Origin of the sequence: Undibacterium sp. FT79W (genome assembly GCF_014284215.1) — a bacterium.
Classification (GTDB): Bacteria; Pseudomonadota; Gammaproteobacteria; order Burkholderiales; family Burkholderiaceae_D; genus Undibacterium; species Undibacterium aquatile.
Genome location: NZ_JACOGB010000008.1, coordinates 186,131 through 203,864 on the forward strand (window position 1 = coordinate 186,131; position 17,734 = coordinate 203,864).

Genomic DNA, 17,734 nt, shown 5'->3' on the forward strand with positions numbered 1-17,734 from the left:
CAAATAAAAACGGCGCCGTTGAGCGCCGTTTTTATTTGTCTGCAGGGCTGTGTTGTGGGACTACTGTGTGTATCGTGGTCGCAGGCATTTTCAATAGCTGTGTGAACGCCGTTTTCAGGCTGGATTGGCTGCCCGTAGTCCATGCGGTGACGTCGGCGGTGTCACTGCTATGCGTTAGTAAATCCGTTTTGATGAGCCGTCGTTTTAATTGTTGCGCAACCGCCAATCCCGTATCAATGATGTGTATTTGCCTGCCCGGTTCTGAGGTTTGCGCAATCACGTCGTTGATGAGAGGGGTAACGAACGGGTAATGCGTGCAGCCGAGCACAATGGCATCCGCACCGGCATTCAATAATGCCGTCACGTATTTCTGTACCAGTGAGTAGGTGGCAGCAGAATGCAGTTCGCCTTTTTCTATCTGACTCGCAAGTCCTATGCAGGCCTGTTGTTCTACTTTGACGCCGGTCGTCTGCGTCAGATGATCGCGCAGATCCTGAAATTTTTTGCTGCGCAAAGTGCCTTGTGTCGCGAGGACGCCGATGATGCCGGATTGACTCAGCGCTGCCGCAGGTTTTAAGCCGGGTTCAATGCCGACGATAATCAGATCAGGGTGGCGCTGACGCAGTCGTTGTATCGCCGCTGCGGTCGCCGTGTTGCACGCAACAACCAGCGCTTTGATGTGATGTTGCAAGAGGAAATCGGTAATCGCGAGGCTGCGATCAATAATGACGGCTTCCGGTTTTTCTCCGTAAGGCGCAAAGCCGGAGTCGGCAAAATAAATCAGGGATTCTTGCGGCAGTGTCTGACGGATATGCTGCGACACCGATAAGCCGCCAACGCCGGAATCAAACACACCGATTGGCGCATCAGGGGCAAATGGCATACGTGGTTTTCATGAAAAAGGACTGAGGCAGAATTGTGCTAGCGACTCGCTGTCTGGTCTTATTCTGCTTCAGTCCTGTGGTGATTAGCTTAGGAAACTGCGGATATTACTGAACCGGAATGATGCCGATTTTTGCCTGCCATTCTTTAGGACCGGTGTTATGCACCGAAGTCCCGTTGGAATCGACCGCCACAGTGACCGGCATATCCACCACGTCAAATTCATAAATCGCTTCCATGCCCAGATCGGCAAAGCCAACAACCTTGGCAGATTTGATTGCTTTTGAGACCAGATACGCCGCGCCGCCGACTGCCATCAGATAAGCCGATTGATGTTTCTTGATCGATTCAATCGCGACCGGGCCACGTTCCGCTTTACCGATCATCGAGATCAGACCAGTTTTTTCCAGCATCATGTCGGTGAATTTATCCATGCGTGTTGCCGTGGTTGGGCCAGCCGGGCCAACTGCTTCATCGCGCACAGGATCAACCGGGCCAACGTAGTAAATTACGCGGTTGGTGAAATCAACTGGCAGCGATTCACCTTTGGCCAGCATGTCCTGAATGCGCTTGTGCGCAGCATCGCGGCCGGTCAGCATTTTGCCGTTTAACAGCAAAGTCTGACCTGGTTTCCATGAAGCGACTTCCGCTTTTGTCAGTGTGTTCAGATCCACGCGCTTGGATTTTTCTGTATCCGGTGTCCAGTGAACATCGGGCCAGTCAGACAGTTTCGGTGGTTCGATATAAGTCGGGCCAGAACCGTCGAGTACGAAGTGCGCATGACGTGTTGCCGCACAGTTAGGAATCATCGCAACTGGCTTAGATGCAGCGTGCGTCGGATACATATTGATCTTGACGTCGAGCACTGTCGTCAGACCACCCAGACCTTGCGCGCCTATGCCAAGTGCATTGACCTTGTCGAACAACTCGATACGCAATTCTTCCAGCTTGTTTTGCGGGCCGCGCTTTTTCAGTTCGTACATGTCGATGTCATCCATCAGGGATTCTTTCGCCATCAGCATAGCTTTTTCGGCTGTACCGCCGATACCTATGCCCAGCATACCTGGCGGACACCAGCCTGCACCCATGGTTGGCACGGTTTTCATGACCCAGTCGATCAGGGAATCAGATGGGTTCAGCATCACGAATTTGGTTTTGTTTTCAGAGCCGCCGCCTTTGGCTGCGACTTTGACATCAACGGTATTGCCCGGAACCAGTTCCATGTGGACCACGGCTGGTGTGTTGTCTTTGGTATTTTTACGTTCAAACTGAGGGTCAGCAACGATGGATGCGCGCAGCTTGTTATCGGCATTGTTGTAGCCTTGACGCACGCCTTCGTTCACGGCATCAATGATGGAGCCGGAAAAACCTTCAAAACGCACGCCCATACCGATTTTCAGGAATACGTTGACGATGCCGGTGTCCTGGCAGATCGGGCGGTGGCCTTCAGCGCACATGCGCGAGTTTGTCAGAATCTGCGCAATCGCATCTTTCGCGGCAGGGCTTTGTTCTGCTTCATAAGCACGCGCCAGATGGGCAATGTAATCAGCAGGATGGTAGTAACTGATGAATTGCAGGGCTGCAGCAACGGATTCGATCAGGTCGTCTTGTTTAATGACTGTCATGATGTGGCTCTTGGCTAGGTGAATGAAAAAAGCGAGGGTTCTTTGCGCTGTATCTTTGCTGTACCGATATTGGCACAGCGAATATTGGCGCGGGTATCAACCAGTGATGTGGCGGAACCCCAATAAAGATGCGGATGTCCGGATGACTGCTCAGGAAGGCCGCATGAATATTGGGAGGCAGGGCACATGATTGGTTTGAGTTTGTGCGTTGTTATTAATGTTTAGCAGCGGCTTGCTGCGTCTTGGTCATAATCTGATCGCAGTAGGCGATTGCCATCGCAGACAGCAGAAACGCAATGTGTATTGCCGTCTGCGCGATGATCACTTCTGATTTGTAATTGCCGGCATTGATAAATGTTTTCAGCAAATGAATCGAGGAAATGCCGATGATCGCCATTGCCAATTTCACTTTCAGTACCGAAGCATTGACGTGCGACAGCCATTCCGGCTGATCCGGGTGTCCATCTAAACCGAGACGGGAAACAAATGTTTCATAGCCGCCGATAATCACCATGATTAACAGGTTGGAAATCATCACCACGTCAATTAATCCCAGCACCACCAGCATGATCGTGGTTTCTGTCAGTTTGGTCGGGCGATCACCGCCAGTGGAAACTGCATCAAGAATGTGTTGCAGCGCAGCTTGATTGCCAAGTGCAGCACCGATCAGGTCAACCAGTTCTACCCAGAAATGAAAGACATAAACGCATTGCGCAAGGATCAACCCGAGATACAGTGGTAGTTGTAACCAGCGGCTGAAAAATATCAGGTTAGCGAGTGGCGATAGTTTGCTATGGGTTTCTGGTGTTGACATGTGGTGTTCTCTTCGTCTCTTTAGGGCTTACGCAAAGCCGTCCCAGTGGCGTTATGGCTCCCGACCGACCTATTCGTACTGTCTTCGTCGCCATGCTTTGCCGGTACAACTTTGCGTAAGCCCTGTCTTTATCTGCCAGGTTGACATGAATGCAGGCGGTATTTTACATGGGCACTGACTGATCGTGTGAGAACGCTGGATTTGTTGAAGCGGTTTATTTTTGTGTGGCAACAGAGTGCGGCAGCAGATCGGCACGGCATAGCATTAGTGATGCCACTGCTGTTCTCGTTGTGATTGTTGTATTGTATGAGTGGCAGGATTTTACTGCAGATCTGCTGTAGTAAATTGGTATTGTTTTGGTATTGCTTGCGCTTGCAAACCGTAAGGCTTGAGTAAGTCTCCAAGTTTAAGGTTTGCCTATTACTTCGTTGATGATTTCAATCAAACTATAAAAATTGGAGACACGTATGTCAGACCTTAATACCGCCCAAAATTCAGCGTCAGATGTAAAAGCCGAATCCCGGATTTTCCCTCCGCCAGCCGCTTTCGCTGCGAATGCAACGATTTCCGGCATGGATGCTTACCACGCGATGTGCAAGGAAGCAGAAACCGATTACGAAGGTTTCTGGGCCAAACTTGCGCGTGAAAATCTGCATTGGCACAAGCCATTTCAAACGGTGCTGGATGAAACCGATGCGCCGTTTTATAAATGGTTTGAAGACGGTCTGATGAACGTGTCTTACAACTGCCTGGACGTGAACCTGCAAAAAGGGAATGGCGATAAAGTCGCGGTCATTTTCGAGGCAGATGGCGGTGAGGTCACCAAAGTGACTTACAAAGAATTGCATCACAAGGTCTGCCAGTTTGCGAATGGACTGAAGTCGCTCGGCATCACTAAAGGTGATCGCGTTGTGATTTATATGCCGATGTCGGTTGAAGGCGTGGTCGCAATGCAAGCCTGCGCCCGTATCGGCGCGACGCATTCCGTGGTGTTCGGCGGGTTTTCTGCAAAATCCTTGCATGAACGTATTGTTGACGTGGGCGCAGTCGCCGTCATCACCGCAGACGAGCAGGTGCGCGGAGGCAAACATCTGCCACTGAAAGTGATCGTGGATGAAGCGCTGACACTGGGCGACTGCGAAAAAGTTAAAAATGTCGTGATCTATAAACGCACTGGCGGTGCAATTAATCTGACTGTCGGACGCGATCTGTGGATGCATGATCTGGTTGCAAATCAGTCTGCTGTCTGCGAACCTGAATGGGTCAGCGCCGAGCATCCGCTGTTTATTCTTTACACTTCCGGCTCCACTGGCAAGCCAAAAGGCGTGCAGCATTCTTCCGGCGGTTACTTGTTGTGGGCGATTCTCACAATGAAGTGGACCTTTGATATCAAACCATCTGACGTATTCTGGTGTACTGCCGATATCGGCTGGGTCACAGGCCATACCTATATTACCTATGGCCCTCTGGCAGTCGGTGCGACAGAAATTGTGTTCGAGGGCATTCCAACCTTCCCGAATGCAGGACGTTTCTGGGACATGGTAGAAAAACATAAAGCGACGATTTTCTATACTGCACCAACTGCAATCCGTTCACTGATCAAAGCCGCCGATGCGGATGCCAATGTGCATCCAGCAAAATTTGATCTGTCGTCCCTGCGCTTGCTGGGCTCGGTGGGTGAGCCGATTAATCCGGAAGCGTGGATGTGGTACTACAACAATATCGGGCGTGGTAATTGCCCTATCGTTGATACCTTCTGGCAGACAGAAACCGGTGGTCACATGATGACCCCATTGCCAGGCGCGACACCGCTCGTACCTGGTTCCTGTACCTTGCCTTTGCCTGGAATTATGTCGGCCATCGTGGATGAAACCGGCCATGATTTACCGAACGGGCAGGGCGGTATTCTGGTTGTGAAACGTCCATGGCCAGCGATGATACGCACCATCTGGGGCGATCCGGAACGCTTTAAAAAAGGCTATTTTCCAGAGGAATTCGGCGGCAAGATTTATCTCGCCGGTGACGGCGCCATCCGCAATAAAGATACTGGCTACTTCACCATTACCGGCCGGATCGATGATGTGCTGAATGTGTCTGGTCACCGCATGGGCACGATGGAAATTGAATCGGCACTGGTGGCACATCCGCTGGTGGCAGAAGCAGCCGTGGTCGGCAAGCCTGATGACACCACAGGTGAAGCGATTTGCGCATTCGTGGTGCTGAAACGCAGCCGTCCGATTGGCGATGAAGCCAAACAAATTGCGACAGAACTGCGTAACTGGGTCGCTAAAGAAATCGGCCCGATTGCCAAACCAAAAGAAATTCGCTTCGGTGATAACTTGCCGAAAACCCGCTCCGGCAAAATCATGCGCCGCTTATTGCGCGTTCTGGCAAAAGGCGAAACCATCACGCAAGACGTATCCACACTGGAAAATCCAGCCATTCTTGATCAGTTGAAAGAAGCGCAGTAATTTACTTAGCCGTTGAATAAACGACGGTTTTTCTACTCAGCAAAAACGGCATTACCTGAATGGTGATGCCGTTTTTTATTGATGTGCGCAGCCGCCTGTACTGCATGCTCTTGGCGCTGTTCACCCAGTTTCATTCATCGTCAAAGTAGTTTTGATGGGGAATTTTCTTGCTGAATTCGCGCAGAGCTTGATTGATGCAAGCGTCTGCGCGTTGACGTGGAGGTCTTAGCGGTTATTGCGGGACATGAAGATCAGGCGTTCAAACAAGTGCACGTCTTGCTCATTTTTCAGCAGGGCGCCATGCAGTGGCGGCACGATGGCTTTATTGTCTTTACTGCGCAGGGCGTCGGCAGGAATATCTTCTGCCAGCAAGAGTTTCAGCCAGTCGATAAATTCGGATGTGGAAGGTTTTTTCTTCAGGCCCGCCACATCACGCACTTCGTAAAATGTCTGTAATGCGTGCGTCAGCAGATCTGCCTTGAGTTTGGGGAAATGGACATCGACAATTTTTTGCATTGTCTCTTTATCCGGGAATTTAATGTAATGGAAAAAGCAGCGGCGCAAAAATGCATCCGGCAATTCTTTTTCATTGTTTGACGTAATGATGACGAGTGGGCGATGTTTGGCGCGCACCATTTCACGTGTTTCGTAGACGTAGAATTCCATGCGATCGAGTTCGCGCAGCAAATCATTCGGGAATTCGATATCAGCTTTATCAATTTCATCGATCAGCAGCACGACCGGCTGATCGGCTGTAAACGCCTGCCATAAAACGCCTTTGACGATGTAGTTGTGGATGTCTTTGACGCGCTCATCGCCAAGCTGGGAGTCGCGCAAACGTGATACCGCATCGTATTCGTAAAGTCCTTGCTGGGCTTTGGTGGTGGATTTGATGTGCCATTGCAGTAAGGGCATATTCAGCGCTGCCGCCACTTCTTCTGCCAGCATGGTTTTGCCAGTGCCGGGTTCGCCTTTGATCAGTAGCGGACGTTGCAGTTTTAACGCAGCGTTAACGGCAAGTTTCAAATCATCGGTGGCGACGTAGTTGTCGGCGCCATCAAAACGGAGAGTCGTAGTTTCCAGCGTCATGGTGGTATCAGAAGAGTTAAGTCAGAAGAGTTAAATAAGCTTATTGAGTATAAGCGAGAATCTGTAATTTTGTGAACGGATGTGCGTTTTTCTAAATTAGCAAAATCGCCTTTTGTAGAGCTACACGACACAGGACGCAACAAACTGCTGCATGGTTGTGCAAATTGTGGGTTTTTGCTGACTTTTTTTTACGCAAAATTGATTTTGATCATATAGAATGCTGAGCTACATCAAGGTGTTGTCTTCATTTTTCAGTTTGTATAATTCTTATTAAAGCTCATATGAAAAAACTGTTCGCACTCCTCGTTTTCACGAGTCTCGCTCAAGCTGCAGCAGCGGCTGAAGTTGTTGGCAATGCTAAAGATGCTGCTGATAAAAAAATCGCTATGTGTATAGGCTGCCATGCCATTCCCGGATACAAGGCGACATACCCTGAAGTTTTTCAAGTCCCGATGATCGGTGGCCAGTCTGCGAAATACATAGAAAGTGCGCTGAAAGCATATCAAAAGGGTGAACGTAAACATCCGTCTATGCGTGGTATTGCCGGTAGCCTGACTGATCAGGATATCGCTGATTTAGCTGCTTACTATTCACAACAAAAATAAGAGTCGGAGATCAAGATGAAAAAAGTCAAATTACTGGCGTTGCTGCTTTCGCTCTGTTCTGTTTCTGCTTTTGCTGCGGGCAATATTGAGGCTGGCAAAGCTGCCACTGAAAAAAATAACTGTGCGTCTTGTCACGGTAAAGATTACAACTCGCCGATTGATCCGGCTTACCCTAAACTGGCTGGGCAACATGTGGATTATCTGGCGCAGGCATTGAAGGCGTATCAGCGCGGTGCGGATGGCGCGAATGGGCGTGGCAATGCGATTATGGGCGGACAGGCAAAGGCTTTGTCGAATACTGATATTCAAAATATTGCTGCTTACCTGCACAGCTTGCCTGGCAGTCTGGTACTGAAAAAATAAGCCAGAAAAACGCTCGTTCATTGAGTGCAAAGCGTAAAAAGATAAAAAGCCACGTAGAACGTGGCTTTTTTTATCGGCATCGTTGTTGTAAGGCCTCAATATAGGCCTGACCATCCGGTGGTAGCCCGGTTCGTTGGGAGTTCCAGATCATCTCTCCCAGACATTCCATGATCTGGTGGTGCGCTTCGTGTTCTGAGTTGTATTTGTTAGCGAGCATCTGAAATGCTGCTTTGACGCCGCGTGGCTGATCGACGGAGATTTGCTCTGAAATCGACAGATGCATCGATAAATGCAGGAAAGGATTAGTTTGCCCCTGATCGACGCTGTAATTCGCCTGCAGCGCTTCTTCTGCATCGTGTAAAGTCTCATCGTATTCAGGGTGTTGCCTGATCCAGTCTGAAGCAATCGCTTCCAGTGGTGTCAGAATCTCACGTGCTTGGTTTTTTCTGTAGGTTTCGCAAAAAAAACGTCTGACATCTTGTTGGCTGGGGTTAAACATAACATTGATACCGGAGCTTAAATTTGAAGTTTGCTATTGTAGGGGATTTTTCATTTATCGCTTTGAAGCCTGAACATTTTCAGACTTCATTTATTCATCTGCCACAGTAAAAAGGAAAAACAATGCTGAATCAAGACGCTCTCGACACTCTATTTTCCCACGCCCGCACGCATAATGTCTGGCTCGCCAAGCCAGTCAGCGACGCGCAGTTGTATCAGATTTATGAATTGATGAAGTGGGGCGCGACTGCGGCGAATTCAACGCCGGCGCGCATAGTCTTTGTAAAGTCGGACGCTGAAAAGGAAAAGTTAGCTGCCTGCGTCTCTGCGGGAAATGTCGACAAGGTAAAAACTGCACCGGTGACTGCCATTATTGGTATGGATATGGCGTTTTATGAACAATTGCCTAAACTCTTCCCGCATACCGATGCGCGTTCATGGTTCGTCGGGAATCAGGCGGCGATTGAGTCGACGGCATTTCGTAATTCGTCATTGCAAGGCGCTTATCTGATGCTGGCGGCACGAGCGATTGGTCTCGATTGCGGGCCTATGTCTGGCTTTGATGCAGAGAAGATCGATCAAAGTTTTTTTGCTGGAACGGAAGTGAAAGTTAATTTTATCTGTAATCTGGGTTATGGCGATGCAGAGAAATTATTCCCCCGTTCACCACGCCTCAGTTTTGAGGAAGCCTGCAAAATCGTTTAACTATTCACTGCGCCCTTATTTTTTACACTTTGTCGGGTAAGGGCATTTTTTGTTTGTATTCGCATAAGTCAGCGATCATACAATTCCAGCATTTGGGTTTTCTGGCGATACAGGTATATCGTCCATGCAGGATCAGCCAGTGGTGCGCGTCCTGACGGAATTCTTTTGGTACGAATTTCATCAGTTTTTGTTCGACAATATCAACATTTTTACCCGGTGCGATGCCGGTACGATTTGATACTCTGAAAATGTGCGTATCGACCGCGATGGTTGGTTCACCAAACGCAGTATTCATCACAACGTTGGCGGTTTTTCTGCCGACACCGGGCAAGGCTTCCAACGCTTCGCGGTTGCGCGGCACTTCGCTATGATGCTCCGTCATCAGCAGATGACAGGTCGCTATCACATTTTTTGCTTTGGTCCTGAACAAGCCTATCGTCTGAATATACGGAATTAATCCATCAACACCGAGAGCGTAAATTGCTTCAGGGGTGTTGGCGACTGCATACAGCACGCGGGTAGCCTTGTTGACGGAAACATCGGTTGCCTGAGCCGACAATAAGACCGCAATCAGTAATTCGAAAGGCGTTTTGTATTCAAGTTCTGTCGTTGGATGCGGGTTTTCTTTTTGCAGACGCGTAAAAATGGCATGCCGTTTTTCTGCATTCATGATTTATTTTGCTCCGCTTCTGCTGCAATTTTTTTTAATCTGGCGCGTTCCATTGCGGCGGCAATCACCGCCTTTTTACGTTCTTTGCTGCGTATTTCTTCCTCGCTCAGCGCAGGTTCCAATTCCAGCGCCTTTAGTTTTGCAGCGGCCTTGGCCGCCAGGCGTTCGTCATTTTCACGCTTTTCACGCGCTAAACGCATGGTTCTGAATTCAAATTGCTGACGCGCGCTATTTGCCTGTTCCTGACTCCATGCATCCCAACCGGTTTTTCCCTCAGTCGCCGGTAACATGGCGATGCAATCGACAGGGCAGGGGGCAACGCAGAGATCGCAGCCTGTGCATAACTCTGCAATTACCGTATGCATCTGCTTAGGCGCACCAATAATCGCATCGACGGGGCATGCTTGTATGCAAAGTGTGCAACCTATGCAAAAGGCTTCATCAATGACCGCAACCGGGCGTTCCCGTTCAGCACCCCGGCAGATGTCGAGTGCGATCACAGGCTGACCCAGCAAGTGCGCCAGACGTTCCACACCTTGTTGACCACCCGGAGGGCATTGGTTGTAGCTGGCTTCGCCAGAGGCAATTGCGGTGGCGTAAAGGTGGCAGGACGGATAGCCACACTTTGTGCATTGCGTCTGAGGAAGCAGGTCTTCGATTTGTGCTGCGATGGAAGTGGACACGGGAAATGAAGTAAACAAATAAATACGTTGTGCGAAGCCGAGATTATCTACGCAAATTTCAGGAACAACAATGGAAAAAGCCACTATCCGTGAGAATAGTGGCTGCTGATTCGCCGTCCTGACGCCTTGTGGATGGCAATGAAATCAGGCGTGTTTCTGAATAAATTCAGCAATTTTTGGCGCGATGATTTCGCGCCAGCGACGTCCTGAAAAAATACCGTAGTGCCCACAGCCGGGCGCGACGAAATCCTGTTTCATGTTTGCCGGGATGCTGCTGCAAAGCTCGTGTGCGGCCTGGGTTTGCCCTGCGCCGGAAATATCATCGAGCTCACCCTCAACAGTGAATAAAGCCACCGTTTTGATGTCCTGCGGACGCACCGGCTTGCCTTCGACTTCCCAGGTTCCTTTCGGTAAATGGAATTCCTGAAACACGGTTTTAATGGTTTCGAGGTAGTAATCGGCCGGCATATCCAGCACTGCATTGTATTCGTCGTAAAACTTGCGATGCTGTTCCGCAGATTCATCGTCGCCTTTCACCAGATGCTGGTAAAAGTCCCAGTGGCTTTGAGCATGGCGATCCGGATTCATGGCAACAAAACCAGTGTGCTGCAAAAAGCCCGGATAGACTTTGCGACCATAGCCCGGATAGTTTGCCGGTACGCTGTAGATAACTGTATTTTCAAACCACGAAAATTTCTTTTCGGTGGCGAGGTTATTGACTTGTGTCGGCGATTTGCGCGGGTCTATCGGCCCACCCATCATCGTCATTGTTTTCGGTAAATGTGGATCGTTATCCGTCGCCATCAGGGAAATCGCTGCCAGTACCGGCACAGTAGGCTGGCATACAGAAATAACATGGACATCAGGGCCTAAAGTGCGGATAAATTCCTGCACGTAGTAGATGTAGTCATGTAAATGAAAACGACCTTCCGACAGTGGCACCATGCGGGCGTCTGTCCAGTCGGTGATGTAGACATCATGAAGCGGCAATAAGCCACGAACCGTATCGCGCAGCAGGGTTGAATGGTGCCCGGAGAGTGGCGCAACCAACAATACTGTCGGCTGCTTTAATTTTTGCAGATCTTTTGTTGGTAATACTTTTTTGAAATGCAGCAGCTTGCAGAAAGGTTTGATGACCGCCGTTTCCTGAGTAATTTCAACGACTTGTTTGTTGATGGTCGTTGATGTGATGCCAAACTCTGGTTTCTCGTAATCTTTTCCTAAGCGAAACATTAACTCGTAACCAGCGGCAACTCTTTGCGCGTAAGGTGTATGCGCAAGGGGAGAAACCGGGTTGGTGAATAACTTGGATGATGCTTCTGCCCATTGAGTGAGCGGGGTCAGGAAAGCGCGATTAAGTTCGTGAAGTTGATAGAGCATGATGACATCTTTCTGGTCAAAGACGGATAGTCCGTTTTCTTACAACTGATTGGATTTTAGGAAAAGTTCTCTCTGCTTATGGCAGTATTTTTATAGGGATATTGCATTGCATCATAAACCAGTTTTGAATTTTTTGGTTTTTCTGTTGCTGCTGCTGATCGTTCGTGTGCAAATTAATGTTACAAACGTGATCAGGATATAAATTTATTGCCGAATAAGTATGATTCGATCATTTTTTCCCAATAAAAAAGCGCAAAGTTTTTACCTTTGCGCTTTTTTTAGAAACGATACGACTTAGTCGAATGTCGGTGTATCCACACCCAGAATCTTGTGCAGTTTCGGTGATGTTGTCGTGTATTGCATGTGAATTTTCTTTTCAGGGAAAATATACGGTGCTGCACCGAAAGCCGCCAACGCTGCTTCATGGAAACCCGACAAAATCAGTTTTTTCTTACCCGGATAAGTGTTGATATCACCCACCGCGAAAATACCCGGAACATTGGTTTCAAACTTCTCAGTGTCCATGACTTTCAATTGCTTGCGTTCGATTTCCAGACCCCACTCAGCGATAGGGCCGAGTTTTGGTGAGAGGCCGAAGAACACCAGCAAATTATCCAGCGGCATGCGGCGTGTGACGCCGTCTGCACCTGTCACTTTGATTTCAGACAGCAGGTCATCTTTGGTTTCAATGCCGGTAACCTGACCGATAGTCAGTTGCATTTCATAGTTGTCGCACAGCTCTTTCATCTTAGCGACAGAGGCTGGCGCTGCGCGGAAATCGTCGCGACGATGCAGAAGCACGATGGATTCTGCTTTGCCCACCAGATTCAATGCCCAGTCGAGCGCGGAATCGCCGCCGCCGCAGATGACCAGATTTTTGCCGTGGAACTGGCTAGGATCTTTGACGCGGTAGAACACCTGTTTGCCTTCAAACGCTTCTATGCCGTCGACTTTTAAGGTACGAGGCTGGAATGAGCCAACGCCGGCCGCAATGAAAATCGTTTTGGTAATAAAGCGGGTGCCTGTCGATGTTTCGAGGTCGAAACGACCATCTTCACGACGCGCCACCAGCGTGACTTCCTGACCCAGATGGAAAGTAGGTTCAAACGGTTCGATTTGCTTGAGCAGATTGTCAGTTAATTCCTGGCCTGTGCAGACAGGAACCGCAGGGATGTCATAAATCGGTTTATCAGGATACAACTCTACGCATTGACCGCCAACTACTGGCAGAGAATCAATGACGTGGGCTTTGATTTCGAGCAGGCCTAATTCGAACACCTGAAACAGGCCAACCGGACCTGCGCCAATGATTACGGCATCTGCTTCAATAACGCCATTTGCCTGGGTAGTTTGTTTGTTTTCCATACGACTAGATAGTTCCTGATATTGCTTAAAATTACGTGGATAAGCTGGGCGGAGTTATCCGCGCCAGATTAGCGCTCCAGATATTGCAGTTTGTCTTTGACATCTTTCCAGTCATCCGCATCAGCGAGCGGTGCCACTGTTTTGGTGATGGAAGGCCAGTTGCGTGTCAGATCCGCATTGATCTTGATGAATTGTTGCTGGTCAGACGGTACGTCTTCTTCAGCATAAATTGCATTTGCCGGGCATTCTGCAACGCAAACGGCGCAATCGATGCATTCGTCCGGATCAATAACCAGGAAATTCGGGCCAGCACGGAAGCAGTCCACTGGGCAGACATCCACGCAATCGGTATAACGGCAGCGGATGCAGGATTCGGTCACAACGTGGGTCATAACAGTCCAATCTAAAAAATTCGGGATGTTGGCGCAGCCAGATCGCAGAAAAACACATGCTTAGGCTGCAAAGCCTTGTATTTTAAGGCAATTTAAGAGTTCTCACAAACTGCACTTATATCGTTTGCGCATAAGCAAATGCGAACAGGGATTAAAAGCGATTCTGGAAGTGCGCTTTTGTCAGCGGAAACGCAAAATCTCATTTTAAGTGGATTCACGGTCATTGTTATTGATATGGGTCACTATCGATGAAAGTCGTCTATATCATTCATTGCTGAGATGAAAGTTTTTAAGGACGCAGAGGAACCCGGAAAAACTTCTTTTTCGAGGTTAAGATAAGCAACCACCCTCCTTTAATGTAAAGAAAGTTGTTAACTATGAAACCAGCGATTTTGGTTGCCAGAGCGATATTTCCAGAAGTATTGAGCCGTTTGCATCAGCATTTTGAGGTTGAGTCGAATCAGGACGACGTGATTTTCACGCCTGCAGAGTTGGCGCAGCGTCTGGCTGGCAAAGCCGGGATACTGGCGACAGGAAGCGCGCGCATCGATGCTGCTTTGTTGCAGCAAGTGCCGGAGTTGAAAATGGTCGCGAATATGGCGGTCGGTTACGACAATATTGATTTGCCAGCTTGCTCTGCGCATGGCGTGATGGCGAGTAATACACCTGACGTGCTGAATGAAACGACTGCCGATTTTGGCTGGGCGCTGATGATGGCGACAGCACGACGCATTACCGAGTCAGAACACTGGCTGCGCGCCGGGAAGTGGAATAAATGGCGTTACGACTATTTCCTGGGGCCGGATCTGCACGGTTCCACCCTGGGAATTATCGGTATGGGGCGTATCGGACAGGCGATCGCGCGCCGTTCCACTGGATTTAATATGCGGGTGATTTATCACAATCGTTCGCGGATTACACCGGAGCTGGAAGCGCAGGCGAATAACGCCAGTTATGTCAGCAAAGAAGAGCTTTTACGCCAGGCCGATCATGTGATGCTGGTGTTGCCGTATTCACCGGCTTCCCGCCACACGATTGCGGCGGCTGAATTGGCAATGATGAAGCCGACCGCAACGCTGACTAATCTGGCACGTGGCGGCATTGTGGACGATGTGGCGCTGATTGCAGCGCTGCGCGAAAAACGTATCGCTGCTGCCGGGCTGGATGTGTTTGAAAACGAACCGAAGTTTCACCCGGATTTTCTGACGCTCGACAATGTCGTACTGACCCCGCATATCGCCAGTGCGTCAGAAAAAACACGCCTCGCAATGGCGAATTGTGCCGCCGATAATCTGATTGCTGGCCTGAGCGGGCAGGTGCCACCGAATTTGCTGAAACTCTGAGGCTGGTTGCCACAAAATGACGCAAAAAAAGCCCAGATCAGGGCTTTTTTTTAATTGCGTTTTTATTGTTTATTTCAGTGAGTTAATCAGATCAATGTACTGTTGCATCGCGGCTTCCTGCGTGGTGCCTTTCAGTCCAGCCCACGCATCAAACTTGGCGCGACCGACAAAGTCCGTCATGCCCGGGCGATCGCCAGTTGCGTCGCCAGTGCTGCCTTGCTTATACAAAGCATAGATTTTTAACAGCGTCATATTGTCAGGGCGTTCCGGCAAATTTTTAGAATCTGCTAATGCCTGGGTGAATTGTTCTTGCAAGCTCATGCGGGTCTCCGGCTGTCTTTAAACGAAAGCGCAAAAAATAGCACGCTGAAGATGTGTTCGCCAGCATTACTGCTAGAGGGTTCCTTCCAGCAGGAAGGCACTGTGACGTATGAGTGACGCTTGAGTTGCGGGCGAAAATTTATTACGTTTTCCGTACGTTGACACTACCGAATTCTCTGACCAGTGAGGCGATAACTTTGCCTAAATATTCCTCGCCTTGGCCACCGTGTGAATAAAAAATCACGCCTGACTCTGTTATTTTTGCGGTGCCATCCGGCATTCTTCCGGAGACAGCGGATTGAAAATCGTAACGGGCACCAGTGGGTAATGTGACGGTTAACGCACCGATGGCGGCGAATAAACTGGCGACGCGATGTGCATCAGTAAAGGAAAATTCTATCGAATATTCTATGCCCATGGCGGCCTTTCAAGTATTTGCTTCGTCGTTGCTGCGTTAGGAGTGAAGCTGGGTTCAGTATTGACTAGCGGTTTGGTCGCTTTCAGGAAGAAAACAAACACAATATTTTCTTCCTGATGCCTGTCTGTTATCGTGAACCCGAATTAATGGATAGTTGGTTCAGCACCGCAGCAGACTTTATATTTTTTACCGCTGCCGCAAGGGCAAGGATCGTTGCGACCGACTTTCGCTGTTTCGCGTTTTACGGTTGTGACACCGGATTTGCGCAAAGGCACCCAGAAGCGGCGTATCGCGGGAATCGATGCTTCCAGCGTCAGCGCCAGTTCGTGGCATTTTTCTGGTGTGTCAACGAAGCGCATTTCTTCTTCTTCGATTTCTTCAGCACCGAGCAAATAGATAGGTTGCAGCAAAGGGCCGATTTCTTCGGATTCCCAGGCGGCTTCCCAGGCTTCTTCGCGTAACTGCATGCCTTCCCAGAAGCCCCAGGCCCAGGTTTCGCCGTCGATGAGTTCTTTGCCGTTTTGTTCCATGACACAAAACAAGGGTTCGTATTCCTGTGGCGCGACTTCAAACGTGATTTGTATTTCATTCATAAAACGCGCGATCAGTTGCGTGATGCGCTGCATTTCTTTTTCGTTTTTGAACTTCGGTTCGCCCTGTTCTGGCAGCCCCCAGACTTTCGGCAGCCATTCCGCCATCGGTATCATTTCAGGCCCGAGCGCAATCGCTGTCAGATAGCCGTGCAAGGCGTCCATCGTCATACCTTCATCGCCTACCTTATCGGACATGAGAAATTTATCGAGTTCGTTGAATTCTTTGTCGCTGAGCGGTTCGTCGAGATGCATGGTGTTACCTGTTGGTGTGATGAAAATACCGGAAGTGTAGCGCTTTGTCGTCAGGCTGTGCAGGTGTTTTCTGCGTTTTTCCGTGGAATTAAATCGTTCTCAGAGGCGCGTAAATCAAAGCCTATGCTGGATATGCACGTACAATTCGGCTATGACAGAACAAATTTTCCCCGTAACTTTGGCCGTTTCCTTCGCCGACCTGACGCCCGATCTGGTGCTTGATGCCGTTGATAGTTGCGGCTTGCATTGTGATGGTCGTTTGCTGGCGCTGAACAGCTATGAAAACCGCGTGTATCAGCTTGCGCTGGATGACGCGCCTGCTGTGATCGCTAAGTTTTACCGGCCACAGCGCTGGAGCGATGCGGCGATTCTCGAAGAGCACCAGTTTGTGCGCGAGCTGGTTGAGCGAGAGATACCCGTTGTGCCTGCGATAGTGAATGCGGCTGGCGACAGTCTGCATCAGTATCACGGCTATCGTTTTGCCTTGTTCCCGCGCCAGAGCGGACGTGCGCCGGAAATCGGCGATGCCGCCACGCTGGAATGGTTGGGGCGCTTTATCGGACGCATACACGCCGTTGGCGCAACGCAGACGTATTGTCAGCGCCCTGTAATTGATCAGCAGACCTTTGGTATCGCACCGCGGCAATGGTTGCTGGAGCATGATTTCATTCCGCCAGATTTATTGCAGGCGTATACATCGGTATCGCAACAGGCGCTCGATGGTATTGCTCGCTGTTACGAGCGGGCAGGGGATGTGCAGATGCTGCGTTTGCATGGCGACTGCCACATGGGCAATGTCTTGTGGCTGGAATCGGGCGAGCAGGCCGGGCCGCATTTTGTCGATTTTGACGATAGCCGCATGGGGCCGGGCATACAGGATTTGTGGATGCTGTTGTCCGGTAGCCGTGCCGAGATGCAAAGTCAGTTGACCGATATTCTGGTCGGCTATGAAGACTTTTTCGACTTTGATGCGCGCCAGCTGCATCTGATTGAAGCGCTGCGTACCTTGCGTCTGCTGCATTATTCGGCGTGGCTGGCGCAACGCTGGGATGATCCGGCGTTTCCGGCGGCGTTCCCGTGGTTTAACAGTCAACGTTACTGGCAGGATCGCATACTCGAATTGCGCGAGCAGATTGCGCTGATGGATGAAGCGCCATTGTGGCCGGTCTGAGCTTTACTATGTACTGGTCTGCTGTCCGGTAAAATAGCGCAAATTTTTTGAACTTTTGGACTGCAATACTAAAGTCCACGCTTGATTGGAAATC

The 17,734-nt window shown here is 49.7% G+C and carries 19 protein-coding genes; 6 read left to right on the forward strand and 13 right to left on the reverse strand.

Annotated features, from left to right (window positions below):
- Nucleotides 1-31: 31 nt before the first annotated feature.
- The 3 genes from murI to H8K38_RS15685 all read right to left on the reverse strand — a co-directional run bounded on the left by murI (nucleotide 32) and on the right by H8K38_RS15685 (nucleotide 3,321).
- Nucleotides 32-883, reverse strand: a complete 852-nt coding sequence (gene murI, locus H8K38_RS15675) for a glutamate racemase (RefSeq protein ID WP_186885780.1) — start codon at nucleotides 881-883, stop codon at nucleotides 32-34.
- Between the two features lie 106 nt (nucleotides 884-989).
- Nucleotides 990-2,507, reverse strand: a complete 1,518-nt coding sequence (locus tag H8K38_RS15680) for a fumarate hydratase (RefSeq protein WP_186885781.1) — start codon at nucleotides 2,505-2,507, stop codon at nucleotides 990-992.
- A 214-nt stretch (nucleotides 2,508-2,721) separates the two neighbouring features.
- On the reverse strand, nucleotides 2,722-3,321 hold the full coding sequence (locus tag H8K38_RS15685) for a TIGR00645 family protein (RefSeq protein WP_186885782.1): 600 nt from the start codon (nucleotides 3,319-3,321) through the stop codon (nucleotides 2,722-2,724).
- 467 nt (nucleotides 3,322-3,788) lie between these two features.
- Between H8K38_RS15685 and acs the strand changes: the two genes are divergently transcribed.
- Complete coding sequence (gene acs, locus H8K38_RS15690) at nucleotides 3,789-5,792, forward strand: acetate--CoA ligase (RefSeq protein WP_186885783.1); 2,004 nt, start codon at nucleotides 3,789-3,791, stop codon at nucleotides 5,790-5,792.
- A 225-nt stretch (nucleotides 5,793-6,017) separates the two neighbouring features.
- Here the strand turns inward: acs and H8K38_RS15695 are convergent, their stop codons facing one another.
- A complete protein-coding gene (locus H8K38_RS15695; protein WP_186885784.1) occupies nucleotides 6,018-6,881 on the reverse strand; it encodes a MoxR family ATPase in 864 nt (287 codons plus the stop codon).
- A 281-nt stretch (nucleotides 6,882-7,162) separates the two neighbouring features.
- Here H8K38_RS15695 and H8K38_RS15700 point away from each other — a divergent pair, with 281 nt between their 5' ends.
- Nucleotides 7,163-7,486: a cytochrome c gene (locus tag H8K38_RS15700; protein ID WP_186885785.1), complete on the forward strand. Its 324-nt coding sequence runs from the start codon at nucleotides 7,163-7,165 to the stop codon at nucleotides 7,484-7,486.
- 15 nt (nucleotides 7,487-7,501) lie between these two features.
- Entirely contained in the window at nucleotides 7,502-7,849 is a 348-nt protein-coding gene (locus H8K38_RS15705) for a c-type cytochrome (RefSeq protein WP_186885786.1), read from the forward strand.
- Between the two features lie 70 nt (nucleotides 7,850-7,919).
- Here the strand turns inward: H8K38_RS15705 and H8K38_RS15710 are convergent, their stop codons facing one another.
- On the reverse strand, nucleotides 7,920-8,348 hold the full coding sequence (locus H8K38_RS15710) for a DUF1841 family protein (protein WP_186885787.1): 429 nt from the start codon (nucleotides 8,346-8,348) through the stop codon (nucleotides 7,920-7,922).
- 122 nt (nucleotides 8,349-8,470) lie between these two features.
- Here H8K38_RS15710 and H8K38_RS15715 point away from each other — a divergent pair, with 122 nt between their 5' ends.
- Nucleotides 8,471-9,052, forward strand: coding sequence for a malonic semialdehyde reductase (locus H8K38_RS15715; RefSeq protein ID WP_186885788.1), 582 nt, complete (start codon nucleotides 8,471-8,473; stop codon nucleotides 9,050-9,052).
- A 22-nt stretch (nucleotides 9,053-9,074) separates the two neighbouring features.
- Here the strand turns inward: H8K38_RS15715 and nth are convergent, their stop codons facing one another.
- From nth to fdxA, 5 genes are all read right to left on the reverse strand, one after another.
- On the reverse strand, nucleotides 9,075-9,722 hold the full coding sequence (gene nth / locus H8K38_RS15720; RefSeq protein ID WP_186885789.1) for an endonuclease III: 648 nt from the start codon (nucleotides 9,720-9,722) through the stop codon (nucleotides 9,075-9,077).
- The gene (gene rsxB, locus H8K38_RS15725) at nucleotides 9,719-10,429 is read right to left on the reverse strand and encodes an electron transport complex subunit RsxB (RefSeq protein ID WP_370587110.1); all 711 of its coding nucleotides are present in this window, start codon (nucleotides 10,427-10,429) and stop codon (nucleotides 9,719-9,721) included. Before rsxB ends, nth begins: the two co-directional genes overlap by 4 nt.
- A 120-nt stretch (nucleotides 10,430-10,549) precedes the next feature.
- Nucleotides 10,550-11,785: a polyhydroxyalkanoate depolymerase gene (locus H8K38_RS15730; RefSeq protein ID WP_186885790.1), complete on the reverse strand. Its 1,236-nt coding sequence runs from the start codon at nucleotides 11,783-11,785 to the stop codon at nucleotides 10,550-10,552.
- A gap of 294 nt (nucleotides 11,786-12,079) precedes the next feature.
- Entirely contained in the window at nucleotides 12,080-13,150 is a 1,071-nt protein-coding gene (locus H8K38_RS15735) for an NAD(P)/FAD-dependent oxidoreductase (RefSeq protein WP_186885791.1), read from the reverse strand.
- A 68-nt stretch (nucleotides 13,151-13,218) separates the two neighbouring features.
- Nucleotides 13,219-13,542, reverse strand: coding sequence for a ferredoxin FdxA (fdxA, locus tag H8K38_RS15740; protein WP_186885792.1), 324 nt, complete (start codon nucleotides 13,540-13,542; stop codon nucleotides 13,219-13,221).
- 377 nt (nucleotides 13,543-13,919) lie between these two features.
- Here fdxA and H8K38_RS15745 point away from each other — a divergent pair, with 377 nt between their 5' ends.
- A complete protein-coding gene (locus H8K38_RS15745) occupies nucleotides 13,920-14,885 on the forward strand; it encodes a D-glycerate dehydrogenase (RefSeq protein ID WP_186885793.1) in 966 nt (321 codons plus the stop codon).
- 69 nt (nucleotides 14,886-14,954) lie between these two features.
- Here H8K38_RS15745 and H8K38_RS15750 read toward each other — a convergent pair whose 3' ends face one another.
- The 3 genes from H8K38_RS15750 to H8K38_RS15760 all read right to left on the reverse strand — a co-directional run bounded on the left by H8K38_RS15750 (nucleotide 14,955) and on the right by H8K38_RS15760 (nucleotide 16,469).
- Nucleotides 14,955-15,206 carry an acyl-CoA-binding protein gene (locus H8K38_RS15750; protein ID WP_186885794.1) on the reverse strand — a complete coding sequence of 84 codons (252 nt, stop codon included), beginning with the start codon at nucleotides 15,204-15,206 and terminating at the stop codon, nucleotides 14,955-14,957.
- A 142-nt stretch (nucleotides 15,207-15,348) separates the two neighbouring features.
- A complete protein-coding gene (locus tag H8K38_RS15755; protein ID WP_186885795.1) occupies nucleotides 15,349-15,624 on the reverse strand; it encodes a hypothetical protein in 276 nt (91 codons plus the stop codon).
- Nucleotides 15,625-15,767: 143 nt separating this feature from the next.
- Entirely contained in the window at nucleotides 15,768-16,469 is a 702-nt protein-coding gene (locus H8K38_RS15760; RefSeq protein WP_186885796.1) for a UPF0149 family protein, read from the reverse strand.
- Between the two features lie 151 nt (nucleotides 16,470-16,620).
- Here H8K38_RS15760 and H8K38_RS15765 point away from each other — a divergent pair, with 151 nt between their 5' ends.
- Nucleotides 16,621-17,640 carry a serine/threonine protein kinase gene (locus H8K38_RS15765; RefSeq protein ID WP_186885797.1) on the forward strand — a complete coding sequence of 340 codons (1,020 nt, stop codon included), beginning with the start codon at nucleotides 16,621-16,623 and terminating at the stop codon, nucleotides 17,638-17,640.
- Nucleotides 17,641-17,734 lie beyond the last annotated feature (94 nt).

Excerpts from the sequence above, each read along its gene's own strand:
- murI (WP_186885780.1), bottom strand. The coding sequence starts at position 883 with ATGCCATTTGCCCCTGATGCGCCAATCGGTGTGTTTGATTCCGGCGTT.
- H8K38_RS15680 (WP_186885781.1), bottom strand. The coding sequence starts at position 2,507 with ATGACAGTCATTAAACAAGACGACCTGATCGAATCCGTTGCTGCAGCC.
- H8K38_RS15685 (WP_186885782.1), bottom strand. The coding sequence starts at position 3,321 with ATGTCAACACCAGAAACCCATAGCAAACTATCGCCACTCGCTAACCTG.
- acs (WP_186885783.1), top strand. The coding sequence starts at position 3,789 with ATGTCAGACCTTAATACCGCCCAAAATTCAGCGTCAGATGTAAAAGCC.
- H8K38_RS15695 (WP_186885784.1), bottom strand. The coding sequence starts at position 6,881 with ATGACGCTGGAAACTACGACTCTCCGTTTTGATGGCGCCGACAACTAC.
- H8K38_RS15700 (WP_186885785.1), top strand. The coding sequence starts at position 7,163 with ATGAAAAAACTGTTCGCACTCCTCGTTTTCACGAGTCTCGCTCAAGCT.
- H8K38_RS15705 (WP_186885786.1), top strand. The coding sequence starts at position 7,502 with ATGAAAAAAGTCAAATTACTGGCGTTGCTGCTTTCGCTCTGTTCTGTT.
- H8K38_RS15710 (WP_186885787.1), bottom strand. The coding sequence starts at position 8,348 with ATGTTTAACCCCAGCCAACAAGATGTCAGACGTTTTTTTTGCGAAACC.
- H8K38_RS15715 (WP_186885788.1), top strand. The coding sequence starts at position 8,471 with ATGCTGAATCAAGACGCTCTCGACACTCTATTTTCCCACGCCCGCACG.
- nth (WP_186885789.1), bottom strand. The coding sequence starts at position 9,722 with ATGAATGCAGAAAAACGGCATGCCATTTTTACGCGTCTGCAAAAAGAA.
- H8K38_RS15730 (WP_186885790.1), bottom strand. The coding sequence starts at position 11,785 with ATGCTCTATCAACTTCACGAACTTAATCGCGCTTTCCTGACCCCGCTC.
- H8K38_RS15735 (WP_186885791.1), bottom strand. The coding sequence starts at position 13,150 with ATGGAAAACAAACAAACTACCCAGGCAAATGGCGTTATTGAAGCAGAT.
- fdxA (WP_186885792.1), bottom strand. The coding sequence starts at position 13,542 with ATGACCCACGTTGTGACCGAATCCTGCATCCGCTGCCGTTATACCGAT.
- H8K38_RS15745 (WP_186885793.1), top strand. The coding sequence starts at position 13,920 with ATGAAACCAGCGATTTTGGTTGCCAGAGCGATATTTCCAGAAGTATTG.
- H8K38_RS15750 (WP_186885794.1), bottom strand. The coding sequence starts at position 15,206 with ATGAGCTTGCAAGAACAATTCACCCAGGCATTAGCAGATTCTAAAAAT.
- H8K38_RS15755 (WP_186885795.1), bottom strand. The coding sequence starts at position 15,624 with ATGGGCATAGAATATTCGATAGAATTTTCCTTTACTGATGCACATCGC.
- H8K38_RS15760 (WP_186885796.1), bottom strand. The coding sequence starts at position 16,469 with ATGCATCTCGACGAACCGCTCAGCGACAAAGAATTCAACGAACTCGAT.
- H8K38_RS15765 (WP_186885797.1), top strand. The coding sequence starts at position 16,621 with ATGACAGAACAAATTTTCCCCGTAACTTTGGCCGTTTCCTTCGCCGAC.